Here is a 16,650-nt window from a genome sequence, read left to right as displayed (position 1 = left end):
GGCCTCCTTCTTATGGGGTGGTGACCTGAATGGCCGCGCTGGTGGCCGGAACGAACCCGGGCGCGCTGACCGTGACCGTCGTAGCGCCCGGCGCCACGCCCTGGAACGTGGCTGCTTGGGACTGGCCTGCCCCGGCATTCCAGCGCACGCTGGCAGTGACCGTACCCACCGAGGGCACGGCGCTGGTCCAGCTCAGCGTCAAGTCCGCAGCGGGCGTTTGGCTGTCTGGCCAGACAGCGCCGGGCACCTGGGCGCGCGCATACACGTAGCGGCTGGCCCCGGCAGCCAAGGTGGCGGGCACGTTGGTGATCATCAGCCGGGGGGCGATGGTCTCCATCGTCACCACCCCTGGGCCAAAGCCCACGGCCGTGGCCTCGATGTGCGTGCTGCCCACGTCCACGCCTGTGACCGGCACGGCTACCTGGCTATGGCCCGCCGGAATGGTCACCGTCTCGGGCACCGTGCAGACCTGCGCGTTCACGCAGCGCAGCCTCACCGTCACCGCATCGGCTCCGCTGCTGACGCTGCCGTTGATGATGCGCTGCACGCGCAGCTCTCCATCACTGCCCCAGTGATAAAGCTGCATACCTTTGCCCACCAGCACCTTGCTGCCGCTGTAGGGACTTAACCGCAAAGTTTGTTCAGCCGTCGTCACTGTTTGCACTGCCGATTGTTCGCTGGTGATGCCTGTCACATCGGCCTGCACCCGATAGCTGCCTGCCAGGGCAGGCTGAGCAATGTAGGCGCTGCCACTGCTGTTGCGACCCGCCGCAATTGTCAGCTGCGTGATTAGGTTGCCGCCTGTGGCCGCGCTGTAAAAGCCGTTGACTACGCCTGCGGGTGTTTGCTCAGTCAAATCCAGCTGGATGTTGACCGTCTCGGTCAGCGCCGCATGGTCTGGCCATACCGCGCCGGGCACACGCAAGAAAATGGAGAAGTCATCGCGCACGCTGGAGGTGGTGCGGTTACCGTCCAGGCTGTGAAACACCACTTGCGGCAGCACGGTTTGTGCCTCCAACGGCTCTGCTGCTGTGTAGCCCTCGGCCGTGGCCTCGATGTGCGTGCTGCCCACGTCCACGCCTGTGACCGGCACGGCTACCTGGCTATGGCCCGCCGGAATGGTCACCGTCTCGGGCACCGTGCAGACCTGCGCGTTCACGCAGCGCAGCCTCACCGTCACCGCATCGGCTCCGCTGCTGACGCTGCCGTTGATGATGCGCTGCACGCGCAGCTCTCCATCACTGCCCCAGTGATAAAGCTGCATACCTTTGCCCACCAGCACCTTGCTGCCGCTGTAGGGCTTCAGGCGCAGGGCAGCCCCCTCACGCACCGTCACCTGAACGCTCTTGCCCACCAACCCCGGGGCCGACAAGGCAATGTCCGTCAGCCCGGCGCTCAGCGCCTGGATCGTCAGGGGCTGGCTGGCATAGACCTGCCCTTCAGGCACCAGCAGTTCAGCGGGCGAGACGGAGGCCACAGCAGGCGCGCTGCTGCTGGCTGCGATGGCGATGCCCCCCGGCGGGGCCGCCTTGGACAGCAGCACGCGCAGGGTGCGCTCCAGCCCTTCGTTGGTGGTGATGTCGCCGCTGGGCTCTGCCTGAATCGCAATGGCATCGACCAGCACCGTGCCGCTGGCCGGTTGGTAACCCGCCGCACTGGCGGTGAGCTGGGCTGTGCCCAACGCCACACCTTGCAGCGTGAACTGGCCGCTGCTTTGCCCGGCGGCGATGCTGGTGGAGGCAGGCGCCTGTGCCGCCGCCGTGTTGGAGCTGCTCAGGCTGACTTGCAGCCCGCCTGCGGGCGCAGGCTCCGTGGCGTGCAGCAGCACCTCGGTGCTGCCCCCTGGGGCCACGACGATGCTCGTTGGCAGCACCAGCGCCTTGCCGCGCACGGTCAGCGTGGCCATGGCATCGGCAAAGCCTTGCGCCCGTGCAGACAAGCGGCTTTGCCCATCGGCCAGGCCAGTGACTTCGAAGCGGGCGCTGCGCTGGCCGGCTGGCACCACCACGCTGCTGGGCGCGGCCAATACGCTGGCGTCGGTGTTGAGCAGTTGTACGGTTGCGCCGCCTGCGGGCGCGGGCGCGGGCAGCGACAAGCTCATCGGATAGGGCCGCCCCACGCCCAGCGTGGGCCTGCCGGGCGCCAGCGACAGCGGCGGCAGCTGCACGACTTCCACCAGGGTTTCGGCCATGCCCAATTGGGCGTGGCTGAGGGTGATGCGGGTGCTGCCCAATGCACCGGCCTGCACCTCAATGTCGCCGCCCGATTGGCCTGCGCCAATCGTGACGCGGCTGGCTGTGGAGGCCACCGAGGGCACGCTGCTGGCCACGTCCAGCACCACGCCTGCGCCGCCAGCCGGTTGTGCCAGGCTGGCGCGCAGCAAGGCCACAACGCCTGGGCTGAGCCGCAGCCGCGCAGGCTCGAGCGACAGCGGCGCCTGGCCCACTTGCACCAACCCTTCCCGCACCAGATAAGGAATACCCACCAGTCCCCAGATGACCTGGCCGCGGATGGTGCCCGCCGGCACGGCAATGGCATTGAGCGCATTGCCATGTGCGCGGTTGCCAGCGCCGATTGGCGAAGAGGCCAGATCCATTTGCACGGCGGGGCCGCTGTGGTGGCGCAACTCGGTGTGGCGCAGCACTGGCGAGGCCGATTCGATGGCCACGCCCGCGCCGTATTCGATGACCACGTGCTCCAGCAGGGTGCGGGCATCGTCGGTGCCAGGGCCAAAGCGCCATTGACGCCAGTCGCCCGGCGCTGGCGTGGCGGCATCGGAGGTAATCACAATGGGCGCAGCTGCGGTGCCCACGGCCTGCAAAGCCCCTTGCTTGAGGGTGAAGCTGGCCCCTTGGGCCATGCGCACGGTGACACCAGGCTGGATGCTCAGCAGAGCGTTGTTGTCGAGCACCACATCGCCCTGCAAAAGATAGGGGGACTGGGCTGCCGTCCAAGTCTGATGACTGGTGATGCTGCCGCTGACCACGGTCTGTGCCTGCGCGCTGCTGGCCAGCAGCGTGAACAGCGCGGTCCACCACAACATGCATAGCAATGCAACGGCCTGGCTCCACCTGCGCTGCTGCAAGGCTTTGTCATGCCGCCAGGCAGTCATGCGGGCAGCGCGGCAAGGTTCAAAAGACGAGGATGGAGCGAGCGTCATGGAGCTTTCCCTTTAATCGCTTGGTGTGGCTGCTGGAGCAAGAGCCTGCTTGTTTGGGTTGGGCAATGGGTGGTATCGCATGCAGCTCCCAACATCACAAAGCGCCACAAGCGCGCGCCAAAGCGTGCTGGGCGGTCGCATGGATGGCATGGTTTTGCAAAACTTCGGCCCGATAGGCATCCCAGCCGCCTTGCACCACGTAGATCGGCACCGTGGCGGCAGCAATCGCCTTGGGCGACGGGGCCTGGCGCTGCGCGGCATGCAGGGCTTGCAGCACGGCCGAGGCATCGCCCTGTGCAAGAAACACCACGGCAACCTGCGTGGCCTGTTTGCTGGCGCGGCGCTGCAGACGCTGCTGCAAGCGCAGCAACTGCTCGGCCACCGCCTGCGCGGATGCGCTGGCCTTGGCATCGAGCACCAGCGCAGGTGCCAGGGGCAAGCGCTCTGCTTGCCCGTCTGGCAACGCTGCGCCCAGCGCCAAGTGCCAGTCCATGCCTTGCCCCAGGGCCATGATCCATTGCTGCGCCGTGATGGCTTGCGCCAGGCCACTGCGGTGCTCCAGCCAGGCTGGCGCGCCGCCGCGCAGCGCCTTCACCCTCCAGCCCTTGCGCCGCAAGTCCATGCAAGCCTGGTTGAGTTCGGCCACGTCCAGGCCGCTGCCAACCAGCACAGCCTCGCCCTGCGCCAGAAAAGCCTGGTGCGGCAGATCGCGCAAGGGCAAGGCGATGGCACCCTCCAGCGCATCGGCGCGCCAGCCATGCGTCCGCACATCAACCAGCAGCACAGGCGCGCCCTGTGCCTTTGCCAGCTGCTGGCGCAGCTGGGCAGGGGCGATCCAGCATGGGGCGTCCAGTTTCAACACGCCCTGCTGCCTGGGCCAGGCCATGGGCTCGGCCTGGCCTTGGAACTGCTGGGCGCGGCAAATAGGCTCCTGTCCCACCCCTTCGCCTTCGGCGCGGTGATCCTGTCCGCCAGCTTGGCACAGCCCCATTAGCGCCAATGCCACGGTAGCGACCAGAAGGCGCGCTCCTTTGAGGCAAAGGTCAAGGCCGCCCCTGCTGCAACTTAGGATTGCGCCTGACCCTGGCATGAAATCCGCGATGCTCATCATGGTGCTGCAGTGAGTGAAAGCCGATCAAGTTCTGCCGCTGCGGCGGCGCTCTGGGCGCCAGCGCCAGCGTGTGAGCAGCGCCATGCCCATTGCAGCCCCCAGCAGCCAAACCACGCCACCGATGGGAATGGGCCTGGCGCCTTGCGGCGGTTGCCCAACGCCAGGCAAAGGCCCGAACTGGATGACTGGGCCGCCAGGATCACGAATGCGGCCGTTGGCTACAAGGTCGTCATCGCCCAGGCCGCCATCGGTGATGGCGTAACGGATGGCGCGGCCCGCAATGTGCAATTGATTGGGTGCGTACCAGACACTGCGCCCTTGCGAGCCGGGCGTGGGCCCGTACTTGAGATAGCCGGTGATGTGCTGCAAATCGGGCCACTCGGTGCTGACCGTCACCGTGCTGCCAGGCTCGCAGCCGACCAACTCGAAATCCAGCACGCCATGCGGGAACAGCAGCACTTCAAACAACGGCAGCAACCCTTGCGCACGCCGCACGGAGGTATTGGCCGGGTTGAAGCGGCACTGTGGCCCGCCGCCGCTGATGGAGACGCTGACAGTGCCCGTGCCAGTGGGCGTGGCGGCGCTGAAGCGGCGCTCGTCCGGAGCCTGGGCGGGTTGGTTTCGCAAGCGCAGCGCTACGCCTTCATGTACCTGCGCCGCACTGGCCAGCACGGCGAATGCACCGGCCTGAGCATTGGCATGCATGCCGGGCGCTGTGGCCACGCCCTGGGCATCGGTCAACGCCTCGGCCTGCGTCACGTCACCAGCAAAAAACACCGATGGGCCGCTGGCCGGGGCGCTGAAACGCACCCGATGGCCTGCCACTGGTTGCCCCTGTGCATTGGTGACGCGCACCTGCAGCGGTTGTGCATAGGGGGTGTGCACTGTCGCCGTTTGCCCATCGCCACCATGCACTGCAAGGGTGTGGACGGGGGTTGCCGGTGCAAGGTTTTCCAACACAAACTGCACGGCGTGCAGCGCCCCGGCTGTGCTGGCGGTTGCGTGGTAGCTGCCTTGCTGCCCATTGGCCGTGAGCGCGGGGGAGTGGGCCAGCCCCTGGGCATCGGTCAAAGCGCGCGCCTGCAGCAGACCGCCAGCAAAACGGGCCGAAGCGCCGCGCTCTGGCAGGGTGAACAACACCCCCTGAGCGGCCACTGGCTGGCCCTGCCCATTGCTAACGCGCACCTGCAAGGTTTGGGCGAACGTTTGGTGAATGCGGGCGCTTTGGCCATGGCCGGCCAGCACCTCCAGCACCAAGGGCTGGGCATCAGCGGACCGGTTGTTCAGGGAAAAACGTGCAGGCTCCACGCCAACCATGTCGGGCAATTGCGCCAAGGCCTCGAAACTGCCCACCGTGGCATTGGCCTGCATCACCGGCGCATGCGCCAGGCCCTGTGCATCGGTATAGGCCGTGGCCTGCGACCCTGCGCCAATAAAACGCGCAGACGCGCCGCCATCGGGCAAGACAAAGCGCACCTGCGCGCCGACTACGGGGCGCTGATCGGCGTCGGTCACGCGCGCTACCAGCACTTGTGCAAAGGCCTCACCCACCAGCGCACTCTGGCCCCAGCCGGCGTGGGCTTCAATGCCGTGGCCTGGCTGTGGCAAGGCAGCGCCATCGGCGGCGGCCAGACCCAGCCACTGGGCCAGGGCGATTTGCAAGGCTTGCTGCGAGGCCAGCCCGTCGAGCGCATCGGCCAGCACGAAGGCGGCGGCCAGCTCGGTCAGCGCCTGCTCGGTCTGCCCGGCATCCCAGGCGGTGCGGGCGGCCTGCACGGCCGAGCGGATGTCGGCCAAGGCGGGCTGCTGGCCTGCAGCGCTGAGCAAGTCGTCCACCTGGGCCTGCACCGCCGCCAAATCCACGGTGCGCACCGCAAATTGCCATTGCTGCAATTCCTGCGCCGCCTGGGTGTCGGACAGCGCCGAGTGCAGTACGAATGCTTGCGCTTGCGGCGGCAGCGTGATGCGCGCCACCGTGCGGCTTTGCTGGCCCGCGCCATGACTGCTGCGCCATGTGGCCTGGTCGGCCTGCGCGCTGCTGGGCGCTGGATCGGCCTGGGCAATGGCCGCGCCGCTGGGCCATGCGGTGCTCAATTGCAACTCGCGCGGCGCATCGCCCTGGTTGTGGATGGTGGTGAGCAGCTCCACTTGAGAGGCTGCCAGCATGGGCTCAACAACGGGCGGCGCCAGACGCTGCGCCAGCTCCTCGACCAGCCATTGCGCCAGAGCCGGTTGCGAGGCGGCCTGCCCCAGCAGCTCAAAGCCCGCCGCATACACCATGCCCAAGCCCGTGTCCGCACTCAGCACGGCAGGCTCGCCGCTGCTGTAGCGGGCCACGGCCTGCCCCCTGCCTGTTTGCAGCGCCCAGGCCGGGCCGCTCAGAGGGATGGAGACCGGGCCTGTCGCCCCGTCATCGATGTGCAGCGTTTGCGCGCCCTGCAGCGGCGCATCGCCATAGCCGCCATTCCACAGGCCAGCCAACGTGGCCGAGTGGGCATGTGGCCGGCCATCAAGCACCAGCGTCGCACCGCGCATGGCGGCGGCCTGAGTTTCCGCAATCCATTGCTGCGCCCAGTTGGACAGATCACCATGCAGCCACAGCAGGCTGTAATGGCCCGAGCGCAGCGCCTGGCCGTAGGCTTGGGGCGAAGTCACGATCATCGCCTCCCAGCCCTGCGCGCCAAACAGTTGCTGCACCGTCTGCTGCTGGGCGGCCGGGCAGTGGACGGCGGCATCCGGGCAAGCGATATAGACCAAAGCGCGCATGCCTTGCTGTAGCGTCTGCTCAACCAGGAGTGTTTGCGCATCCTCGATTTGCACACGGATGCTGCTGCTGTTGTCCGAAGGCCGCGGGTCGGTCAGGGCGGCCCCGATCACGGCGTTGAGCAGCAGGTGCTGAGCCTGTGTGGGCAGCACTTCCATCTCCAGCGTGAGCGTGGCGGTATCGCCAGATGCCAGAGCACCCAGCGTCCATTTGCCCTGCTCCAGGCTGCCGCGGGAAGCCTGCCAGGTGCGGATTGCCACCTGCTCGGGCAAGGTCAGTTGCACGGCAGCATCGCTGACCGTGGCAGGACCTTGGTTCGATGCCTGGAGTGTGGCCGTGATTTTTTCGCCCACGCGCACGGCCTGGGCTGAAGTTTTGAGGGTGATGGCCAGATCGGCCTGTTCACCCGCAGCCCCTGGCGCGCCCCGGCGCTTGCTGAACGCATAGCCTTGGGCTTGGCTGCCTGCACCAAGCGGGATGCCTGAGATCAAGCCAGGCGCAGCATTGCCCCCTGCATTGCCAGCCAAGCTGTTGCCATCGACCAAGCCGGCCACCTGGGCCACGGCCAGGTTGTAGAGGCCAGGCTGAAGCCCCACGAATTGGAAGCTGCCATCGGCCTCGGTATGGGCTGTGACGGCCACCGCAGCGCCGCTGGCAGTTTGCGTGCCCTGCAATTGCACGGCCACGGCGCCAATGGGCGCTTCGCCCTGCTCACGAATGCCGTTGCCATTGCCGTCTTGGTAGACCTGGCCCGACAGTTGTGCATGCTGCGAAGCGGCAAAACCCAGGCGGTATTCGCCCGGGGTATTGGCATCGAAAAGGTTGATGTAGTGGCGCCACTGCCGGCTGTCGTCACGTTCACGCGAGAGCCAAACGTTTTCGGCCGGCACGATGCGACCGTCCGAGCGCAGCACCGGCCCAATGGGGCGCTGGCCGCGATGGGGGTCGGCCACCTTGGCATAGGCCAGGCCTGTGGCCACGGCGGGAAAGCGCAGCATTGCAGCATCACCGCCTTGCGTGCTCAAGCGCGCATGCGCGCTTTGATCAACCACTGCCGTATCCACGCCATCGGATTCATACACCCGCAACACGTCGCCATCGCGCGCCAGAAAATCGCGGATCAGGTCGCGCCCGGGCAAATCAACGCGCACATCGCGCACCAGCGTATGCGCATGCACATCACGAATCAAAGAAGTCACCGCACCGCCCAGTGCGTCGGCATGGCTGAAGCGGGCATCGAATTCGACGAATTTGCCCGACAGCGTGGTCTGCATGTTCCAGCGCCCCGTGGCCGTTTCACCGCCAGCGATGTCGCCAAAATCCAGCAGCAGGCTCTTGCCTGCTGGTTGGTCGGCCACAAAGCCGCTGAGAATCTCAAAACCAATCAATAGCCCAAGATCGTTTTCGACAATCCTGGGCTGGGCGGTATCAATGCTGGTTTTGTAGGAGGCACCTGCCCCGACATTGCGGATGCGCACTCCCAGCGTGAAAGGCTCGGGTGGCTCGACCTCTGGAGTGAACGCGTCATCGCCATGCACGTTACGCGGCAGGAAATAATCCAACTGCAGCAGCGGCTGTGGGCGCACGACGATGAATTCGGGCGTGACCTCGACGGTTTCGCTCTTGCCGCCCAGCGTATAGCTGAGTTTGGCCCCCACGTAATAGAGCTTGCCCTCAGGCGTATTGCCGCCTGTGCCTTGCGCGGGAATGATGAGCCAATGGATGTTGGCCGCCTGGCCTTCGTGGATGGTGCCGCCATCCAGGCTTTGAATGCCGCTGAGGTGGTCTGTGCGGTAAAAGAACGGAGCCCCAACGGCACTGGGGTCAGAGGTTGCCGTCAATGGATTGTTGTTGGCATCCATGAACAGCAGCTCAACGCGCACATCTTGCAGCTTTTGATCGGGCAGGCCATTGGTGATGACCATGCGCGCATCAAAGGCCTGACGCTCCAGGGAGAGCTTTTGCTCGATGACGATTTTGACTTCGGCACAGACCGCGCCCCTCGCCTGAGCCCATGCAGGGCCTGCCATCTGCAAAAACAGCAGCAGATACAGGATCAACCAAACGCAACGCCACGCGCCATAGCATCCCTTGCTCCCCTCTCGCCCCATAGGACTCTCCCCATGCTATTTTTTTGCGGCATTCTAAATACAGGGGGCGAGAAAAGGCAAATTACATACAGAAGAAACAAACCGAACCCAAGCCAGGGGCATGTGGGGCATCGAATCCAAAAGTGCGAACCCCATGTGCGACCAGGGATGGCCACATACAGCAAGACAAAGGCCGAAAAAAAGGAGCCAACTGGCTCCTTTTCGGTAAGACTGCGCGCCCTGCAGTGGCGCGCAAGATGGAATTTGGAGCGGGAAACCGGTCTCGAACCGGCGACCTCAACCTTGGCAAGGTTGCGCTCTACCAACTGAGCTATTCCCGCATCAATCCTTCAAAGCTGTGCTTTGTTGGAAAGCGCGCATTCTAGCACAGGTTTTTTGCCGTGGCGGGCAAGCTGCCGCACAATGGGCGCCATCGTGTGGAGCCTGCGTGCGGGGCTTCGGTCATCGCAGGTTGCGCACACGGCGCACGCGTCAGCCCCGCCTCACAGCGGGCAGCGCTGCACGCACCCTCACATCCATTGCCCAATGGCTTGCCAAGTCTCTTTCACCCATGGCCCAGCAGAAAACCGCCCGCACGTCCAAACTTGCCCGCCAGCACAGTGGCGGGCCGCGCACGCAGGCTGGGGAAGATGCCGAACGACGCCAGAGCATGCGGCTGGACAAATGGTTGTGGTGCGCGCGCTTTTTCAAGACCCGCTCTTTGGCCGTCGAGCAGATCGACAAGGGGCGGGTGCTGGTCAATGACGTGCCCGCCAAGCCGGCGCGCGAGGTGCACGCGGGCGATGTGCTGCGCATCGGCCATGGCCCGCAGCAGCGGGTGGTGCGCGTTCTGGCCTTGAGTCAGCAGCGCGGCCCTGCGCCCCAAGCGCAACTGCTGTATGAAGAAACGGCCGAGAGCATTGCCGCGCGCGAGCGCCAGGCGCAGTTGCGCCAGCTGGCGCCAGAGCCAGCCAGCGGGCTGCGCCATGGCCGGCCAACCAAGAAGAGCCGGCGCGAGCTGGACCAACTGCAGCAGCACTGGGGGCGCTCGCCTGCGGCCCTGGATGCGCGCTGGTCTGCCAAGCTGGGCGATGAATAACGGCCCCGCCTGCTGCCAGAGCAAGGCACCTGGGCGCGTCTGCTGCGCCCATCCAACATGCGCCTCAGGGCCGTGACGCCGCTGGCCCCTGCCCCTACAATCGCAGGCCGGTTGCGCCGCCAGCAGGCCGATTGCGCCGCCCGGCCCCGCCAGGCTAATCTCGCCCGACTCTGGTTACCGCGTGCTTCATGGCCCGGCCTGCGACGCTCGGCCTTGTGGCCTGCCACAATATCCGCCCCACCCTCCTTCAGCCTCTGGATACACACCATGAACCGCTGTCCCCGCCCCCACGCCACCCGCAGCCCCCGCGCAGCGCCTTGGCTGATTGCGCTGTCTTTGTCTGCCGCAGCCTTGCTGGCCGCCCCAGCGGCCCAGGCGCAGCATGCCCCTTTTCAAGCCGGGCACAGCCCTCAGGCCGCTCGCACCTTCCCGGAGTCTGCGCTGTACGGCACGCTGGTCATCATCGATGCCTCATCGGCGCGGCTCAATGGCACACGCATTGGCCTGGCCCCTGGCCTGCGCCTGTACAACCAACAGCACCACATGGTGCCTGCTGCGCAATTGGCCGGCCAGCGCCTGCGCGTGCGCTATCAGATGGAGGTGGCCACTGGCATGGTGCAAACCGTTTGGGTGCTGCGCGATGCGGAGATGCCGCCACGGCGCTTCTTCGGCCTGTTCGGGCCGGCCACGCAGGATCCGCACGAGGTGCAGCCTGGGCCGCTGGGCGTGGGCACGGCCAAGAATGCGCTGCGCCCGGCCTCGGCCAGTGGCGCGCACAGCGGCCACGGCACCATCACCGGCCACGGCACGGCCACGATGCGCTGAGCACGCCATCTGGCTCGCCCTGGGGTTGAGCGGTTTGCCGCCATCCCCGCCCGGGTGGCATGACGGGCTCTCCCCTGCCCCACCTGAGGCCCGCGAGCTCCATTGCGCGCAAGCGCCCAAGCACCCACTGACCACAAGCCAAGCGCCGCGCACACCCCCGCGGATGCGCGGCACTGACCTTCAACTGCCTGGCGGCGACGTCCTGAGCCTGCCGGACATAGCGCCGCCCCAATCCACGCCCGCTGCGCTGCCGGGCCTGAGCCTGTTTTCCGAATCGAAGCATGCATTGCGCAGCTTCGCTCCCTGGGCTCCACTGCACTGCCGTGGGCCTGCGCTGGCGGACTGGCCCGATCGGGAAAAGGGCTCATCACCTGTTCCATTGCCTTGTCATGAAAAAGAAAATCTTCATCAAAACCTTTGGCTGCCAGATGAACGAGTACGACTCGGACAAGATGGCCGACGTCATGCACGAAGCCCAGGGCTACGAAAAAACCGATCGGATGGAAGAGGCCGATCTGATCCTGTTCAACACCTGCTCGGTGCGCGAGAAGGCGCAGGAGAAAGTCTTTAGCGACCTGGGCCGCGCGCGCCTGCTGAAAAAGCCCGGCGCCAAAATCGGCGTGGGCGGCTGCGTGGCCAGCCAGGAGGGCGAGGAAATCATCCGCCGCGCGCCCTATGTGGACGTGGTCTTCGGCCCGCAAACCCTGCACCGCCTGCCGCAACTGCTGGCCGAGCGCGAGGTGCAGGCCCGCCCGCAGGTGGACATTTCCTTCCCCGAAATCGAGAAGTTCGACCACCTGCCGCCCGCGCGCGTGGAAGGCGCCACGGCCTTTGTCTCCATCATGGAAGGGTGCAGCAAATACTGCAGCTACTGCGTCGTGCCCTACACGCGCGGCGAGGAAGTCAGCCGCCCGTTCGAGGACGTGCTGATCGAAGTGGCCGATCTGGCCAGCCAGGGCGTGAAAGAAATCAACCTGCTGGGCCAGAACGTCAACGCCTACCGCGGCCCCATGGGCGAGAGCGGCGAGATCGCCGACTTCGCCCTGCTGCTGGAATACGTGGCCGAAATCCCCGGCATCGAGCGCATCCGCTACACCACCAGCCACCCCAACGAATTCACGCCCCGGCTGATCGCCGCCTACGAAAAAATCGACAAGCTGGTCGATCACCTGCACCTGCCCGTGCAGCACGGCTCGGACCGCATCCTCATGGCCATGAAGCGCGGCTACACCGCCATGGAATACAAAAGCACCGTGCGCAAGCTGCGCGCCATCCGCCCTGATCTGGCCATGAGCAGCGACTTCATCGTCGGCTTTCCCGGCGAGAGCGAGCAAGACTTTGCCAAGCTGATGAAACTCATCGACGACATCGGCTTTGACAACAGCTTCTCCTTCATCTACAGCCCGCGCCCGGGCACGCCCGCGGCCAACCTGCACGACGACACGCCGCACGAAGTCAAGCTCCAGCGCCTGCAAACCGTGCAGGCGGCCATCAACGCCAACATCCAGCGCATCAGCCAAGAGCGCGTGGGCAGCGTGCAGCGCCTGCTGATCGAAGGGCGCTCCAAGCGCGACGCCAGCGAGCTGATGGGCCGCACCGAATGCAACCGCGTCGTCAACTTCCCCGCCCCGCAGGGCGTGGACAGCGCCGCGCTCATCGGCCAAATGCTGGACGTGCGCATCACCGAAGCCATGACCTACACCCTGCGCGGCCAGGCCCTGGTCGAGGAGCACGCCTGATGGCCCAAGCCCCCAAATCCTCCGACACCCCAGCCACCCCCGCCGCGCCAACGCCCAGCCTGGTCGGCCGCCTGCCAGGCGGCCCGCTGGACATCGTCGGCGACGTGCACGGCGAATGGGATGCGCTGCAAGCCCTGCTCGCGCACCTGGGCTACGACCGCCAGGGCCGCCACCCGGCGGGCCGCACTCTGGTGTTCGTGGGCGACTTGTGCGACCGCGGCCCCAACACCCCGGCCGTGCTCGACTGGTTTGGCGAGGTTTATGAGGCCGGGCGCTGCGCCGCCGTGCTGGGCAACCACGAAGTCAACCTCATCCGCGAAGACGCCAAAGACGGCGCGGGCTGGTACTTCGACGCGCGCACCGAGCGCGACCGCGCCAAATACGCCCCCTTCGTCATCGCCTCGCCCGCCCAGCGCGAGCGCCACGCCGCGCTGTGCAACCGCCTGCCCGTGGCGCTGGAGCGCGAAGACTTGCGCGTGGTGCACGCCGCCTGGCAGGCCGCGCCCATCGCCGCTGCGCGCGGCTTTGCCCTGGGCACGGCGCGCCGCCAGTACGACCGCTTCGAAGAACAAGCGGCCGAACAGGCGCGCAGCGGCTCACTGCAAAGGCGCATCCAGCAAGAAAGCGCCGCCTGGCCGCACGACCTGGAGGACGGTCAGCATCAGCCGCCGCTGCTGAGCGCACACGGCGAGCGCGAGCTGCTCAAGCAAATGCACAACCCGCTCAAGGTGCTGACCACCGGCGTCGAAGCCGCCGCCAGCGCCCCCTTCTACGCGGGCGGCAAATGGCGCTTCACCGAGCGCCAACCCTGGTGGAACGCCTACGACGAGGCCACGCCCGTGGTCATCGGCCACTACTGGCGGCTGTTCCAAGCCCCGCCCCCCGGCCTGGGCGCACACGCCGAAAGCGCGCTGTTCGCCGGCATCCCCGGCAACGCCTGGCACGGCAAGCGCGGCAACGTCTTTTGCGTGGACTTCTCCGCCGGCGCGCGCTGGAGCGAACGCCTGCAAGGCCAGCATGACCCGCGCCAAAGCCGCTTCCACCTCGCCGCCCTGCGCTGGCCGGAGAAAACCCTGGTCTTCGACACTGGCCAGACCTGGGCCACCGTGACCGCGCCCTGTGCGTGAAGCACTTGGTGCGCCATACCCAAATACGCTGCCAACATGCCCCCATCCGACCGCTCAATGCAGTCGCGCGCATGGCTGCGCACCTGGCTGGCGCGCCTGCTCAAAACCCTGGGCCTGCTGGCACTGGGCATTGCTTTGCTGTGGGCGGGCCTGGCCATCTGGGCGCTGCTGCGCGGCCCCACGCCAGCGCAGCAGCAGGCGCTGGCCACCTTGCGCAATCCAGCCGCCACGCCAGCCAACCTTGCCCAGGCCAGCCCGCAAGACGGCTTCGCCGCTCTGTGGCTGCTGGCGCGCGACGTCCCGGCAGAGCAGCAACAGGCCGTGGCCTGGCAGGATGTGGAGCACTTCGCCAGCTACCGTGGCGATGCCTGGCAAGCCCCTTCCGAGCGCTTTGCCGAGCTGACGCCGCAGGAACACGCCAGCTGGTGCCGCGTTTGGGACGAGCAACCCTGCCTGCAGCGCGTGCGCGCCGATCTGCCGCGCTTTCAGGCCCAAATCCAGGCGCACCAAGCGCTGCTCCAACGCATCGCCGCACTGGCCGACTACCGCTACGTCAGCCAACCCTTCGCCTGGCGCATGGACACGCCGCTGCCCTCTTACCAACACCTGTTCTACCCGGCCACCCAATACGCCGTGCAGTTCTGGAGCAGCCAGCCCGAACAGGCCATGCACGGCCTGTGCCAACACACCGACACCATGCAACGCCTGCTGCAAGGCCCGCACAGCACCCTCATCGCCCAAATGGTTGCCGCCGCGCAGTTGCGCCAAAGCGCCGCGCTGCTGGCCGACATGCTCTACCACGCGCCCCAAGTCCAGGCGCCTTCAAACTGTCTACAGGCCTTTGCTCCGCAGCCCGATCACGCCCAGTCCTTGTGCGACATCGCCCGCAATGAATACCAATTCAGCCTGGGCGCCCTGCGCCACCCCCTGCCCTCGTGGGCGCGCGACGCCTTTCTGGAAGGCAGCGGCCTGGAAAGCGGAGCGCAGCATTCCCACGCCAAGCGCTGGCAACGCATCTTGATTGCGCTGCTGCCCGCCTGGAGCCACGACCACACCCTGCGCCGCCTCAGCGCCCCCCATTACGCCTGGGCCTGCACGCCCGAGGCCCAGCAAGCGCTGTCCCAGGCCGATTTCGCCCGGCTGCACGCGCTGGGAGCCGCCCACGCCCAGGCCATCGCCTGGCAAGCTGCTTGCGCTTTGGCTCCCAGAGCCTGCTTATGGAATACAGGCGAGCCTATTTTTGCAGCCCAGCCCAGCTACCCGCAGCGCCTGCACGACCGCGAAGCCACGCGCCGCGCCATCGCCAGCCTGCTGTGGCTGCGCATGCAGCCCGCACCTGCGCCTGCCGCTGGCGCACCGGCGCTGCAAGCCTGGCAGGCCCTGTTCGCGCAGCGCCCTGCCGAGCTGCACCTGCCCGGCAGCACGCCAGAGATCACCACCTTGCCCGATGGCACTTGGGCCTTGCACATCCCGCTGCATGACAGCGCGCGCGCCACAGCCCTGCAACTGCCCTTCGCCCCGCTCGCCCAGTAACGCCGCCCACGCCATCGCAAACCCGCCCCTACCCTGCGCATACAATGCGCGCTGCCATGCCGCCTGGCGCCACAGTGCGCCGGCCTGTTCATCACTTTCACCAGCGCTCAGCGCCTGCCGCCCCCAGCGCCAAGGACACACCATGACCCAGGAAAACGACAAGGATTCGCGCATTGCACTGTTTCTCGTCTTCACCCTCATCGGCCTGATCGTCGCCGGCGTGCTGTGGTTTGCCACGGCCGGCGCGCTCAAGCGCAACAAGGCCGTTGCACCGCCGCCTGTGGTTCAGCCGCAGGCCACCCATGCCTCCGTCGGCCCTGGCAGCGCGCCCGGCACCCGCGCCTCGGTCAGCCCCGGCAGCGCCCCTGTGGCCGCTGCGGGCAACATCCCCAGGGTGGAGTTGACCGGCTCCATGGCCACCTTCCTGTTCGCGCAAGACAGCGCCGCCGCGCCTGGCAGCGCGCAGGCCGAGCCCATCCTGGCCCCGCTGCTGGAGCGCCTGCGCGCAGGCGGCAAGCTGCACATCCTGCCGTTCAACGGCACCCAATCCCAGACCGCGGCCAATGCCCTGCTGCCCAAGCAGCGTGGTCACCAGGTGTATGAGCTGCTGCGCAGCCTGGGCGTGCCCGCATCGCAGCTGCTGCTGGCCGAAGTGCAGAGCGACCCCCTGAGCGCCGACTGGCTGCAGGCCCAGCGCGTGGAGGTGGTGGTACTGCCCCAGCCAGCCCCCGCCAGCGCCGTCTCCCCAGCAACGCCTGTCGCCCCCCCTGCGCCCACTCCCGTGAACCCTGTGCCAGCACCCATCGCCGAGGTGCAGACCCCCTCGCCTGTCGCACAGCCCATGGCCCAGCCCAACAGCGCCGCACAGGATGGCCCGCGCGTGGCCGTCGAAGGCGGCGTGGTCAAGTTCTACTTCGGCGTGGCCAGCGATGAACTGGCCAACGGCGCAGCCCAGGCGCTGGCCGAAGTCGTGGCCGCCGTGGCCGCAGGGCAAAGCGCGGTGATTTCCGGCTACACCGACCCCACGGGCAATGCCGCCTTCAATGAAGAGCTGGCCAAGAAACGCGCCCAGGCCGTGCAGCGCACGCTGCTTGAGCTGGGCGTGCCCCAGGAGCGCATCACGCTGGAAAAGCCCCAGTCGCACACCGGCAGCGGCGACAATGCCGAAGCCCGCCGCGTCGAGGTGCGCCTCGCCCCCTGAA

9 protein-coding genes and 1 tRNA gene are annotated in these 16,650 nt (G+C 67.0%); 6 read left to right on the top strand and 4 right to left on the bottom strand.

Going from position 1 to position 16,650, the window contains the following annotated elements; translation table 11 throughout:
- Window positions 1–10: 10 nt before the first annotated feature.
- The 4 genes from CK625_RS00710 to CK625_RS00695 form a co-directional block, all read right to left on the bottom strand.
- Entirely contained in the window at window positions 11–3,043 is a 3,033-nt protein-coding gene (locus CK625_RS00710; RefSeq protein WP_143326127.1) for a hypothetical protein, read from the bottom strand.
- A gap of 211 nt (window positions 3,044–3,254) precedes the next feature.
- Window positions 3,255–4,100, bottom strand: coding sequence for a rhodanese-like domain-containing protein (locus tag CK625_RS00705; RefSeq protein WP_143326126.1), 846 nt, complete (start codon window positions 4,098–4,100; stop codon window positions 3,255–3,257).
- A gap of 195 nt (window positions 4,101–4,295) precedes the next feature.
- Window positions 4,296–9,065 carry a choice-of-anchor U domain-containing protein gene (locus CK625_RS00700; RefSeq protein ID WP_172425044.1) on the bottom strand — a complete coding sequence of 1,590 codons (4,770 nt, stop codon included), beginning with the start codon at window positions 9,063–9,065 and terminating at the stop codon, window positions 4,296–4,298.
- A gap of 325 nt (window positions 9,066–9,390) precedes the next feature.
- Window positions 9,391–9,466, bottom strand: a tRNA-Gly gene (locus CK625_RS00695).
- Between the two features lie 329 nt (window positions 9,467–9,795).
- Here CK625_RS00695 and CK625_RS00690 point away from each other — a divergent pair.
- The 6 genes from CK625_RS00690 to CK625_RS13995 all read left to right on the top strand — a co-directional run bounded on the left by CK625_RS00690 (window position 9,796) and on the right by CK625_RS13995 (window position 16,649).
- On the top strand, window positions 9,796–10,224 hold the full coding sequence (locus tag CK625_RS00690; protein WP_095538995.1) for an RNA-binding S4 domain-containing protein: 429 nt from the start codon (window positions 9,796–9,798) through the stop codon (window positions 10,222–10,224).
- A gap of 267 nt (window positions 10,225–10,491) precedes the next feature.
- Complete coding sequence (locus CK625_RS00685) at window positions 10,492–11,049, top strand: hypothetical protein (RefSeq protein ID WP_238945436.1); 558 nt, start codon at window positions 10,492–10,494, stop codon at window positions 11,047–11,049.
- 389 nt (window positions 11,050–11,438) lie between these two features.
- Window positions 11,439–12,788, top strand: a complete 1,350-nt coding sequence (miaB, locus tag CK625_RS00680; RefSeq protein ID WP_095538357.1) for a tRNA (N6-isopentenyl adenosine(37)-C2)-methylthiotransferase MiaB — start codon at window positions 11,439–11,441, stop codon at window positions 12,786–12,788.
- On the top strand, window positions 12,788–13,915 hold the full coding sequence (locus tag CK625_RS00675; protein WP_095538356.1) for a metallophosphoesterase: 1,128 nt from the start codon (window positions 12,788–12,790) through the stop codon (window positions 13,913–13,915). The genes miaB and CK625_RS00675 overlap by 1 nt, the downstream gene beginning before the upstream one ends.
- Before the next feature lie 36 nt (window positions 13,916–13,951).
- A complete protein-coding gene (locus CK625_RS00670) occupies window positions 13,952–15,448 on the top strand; it encodes a hypothetical protein (RefSeq protein ID WP_143326125.1) in 1,497 nt (498 codons plus the stop codon).
- A gap of 142 nt (window positions 15,449–15,590) precedes the next feature.
- Window positions 15,591–16,649, top strand: a complete 1,059-nt coding sequence (locus CK625_RS13995) for an OmpA family protein (RefSeq protein ID WP_238945435.1) — start codon at window positions 15,591–15,593, stop codon at window positions 16,647–16,649.
- The last annotated feature ends 1 nt before the right edge of the window (window position 16,650 follow it).

The sequence above is a fragment of the Vandammella animalimorsus genome, from assembly GCF_002285265.1.
Classification (GTDB): Bacteria; Pseudomonadota; Gammaproteobacteria; order Burkholderiales; family Burkholderiaceae_C; genus Lampropedia.
The sequence above is the reverse complement of the archived record's forward strand: the minus strand, read 5'-3'. Positions and strand labels throughout refer to the sequence as shown.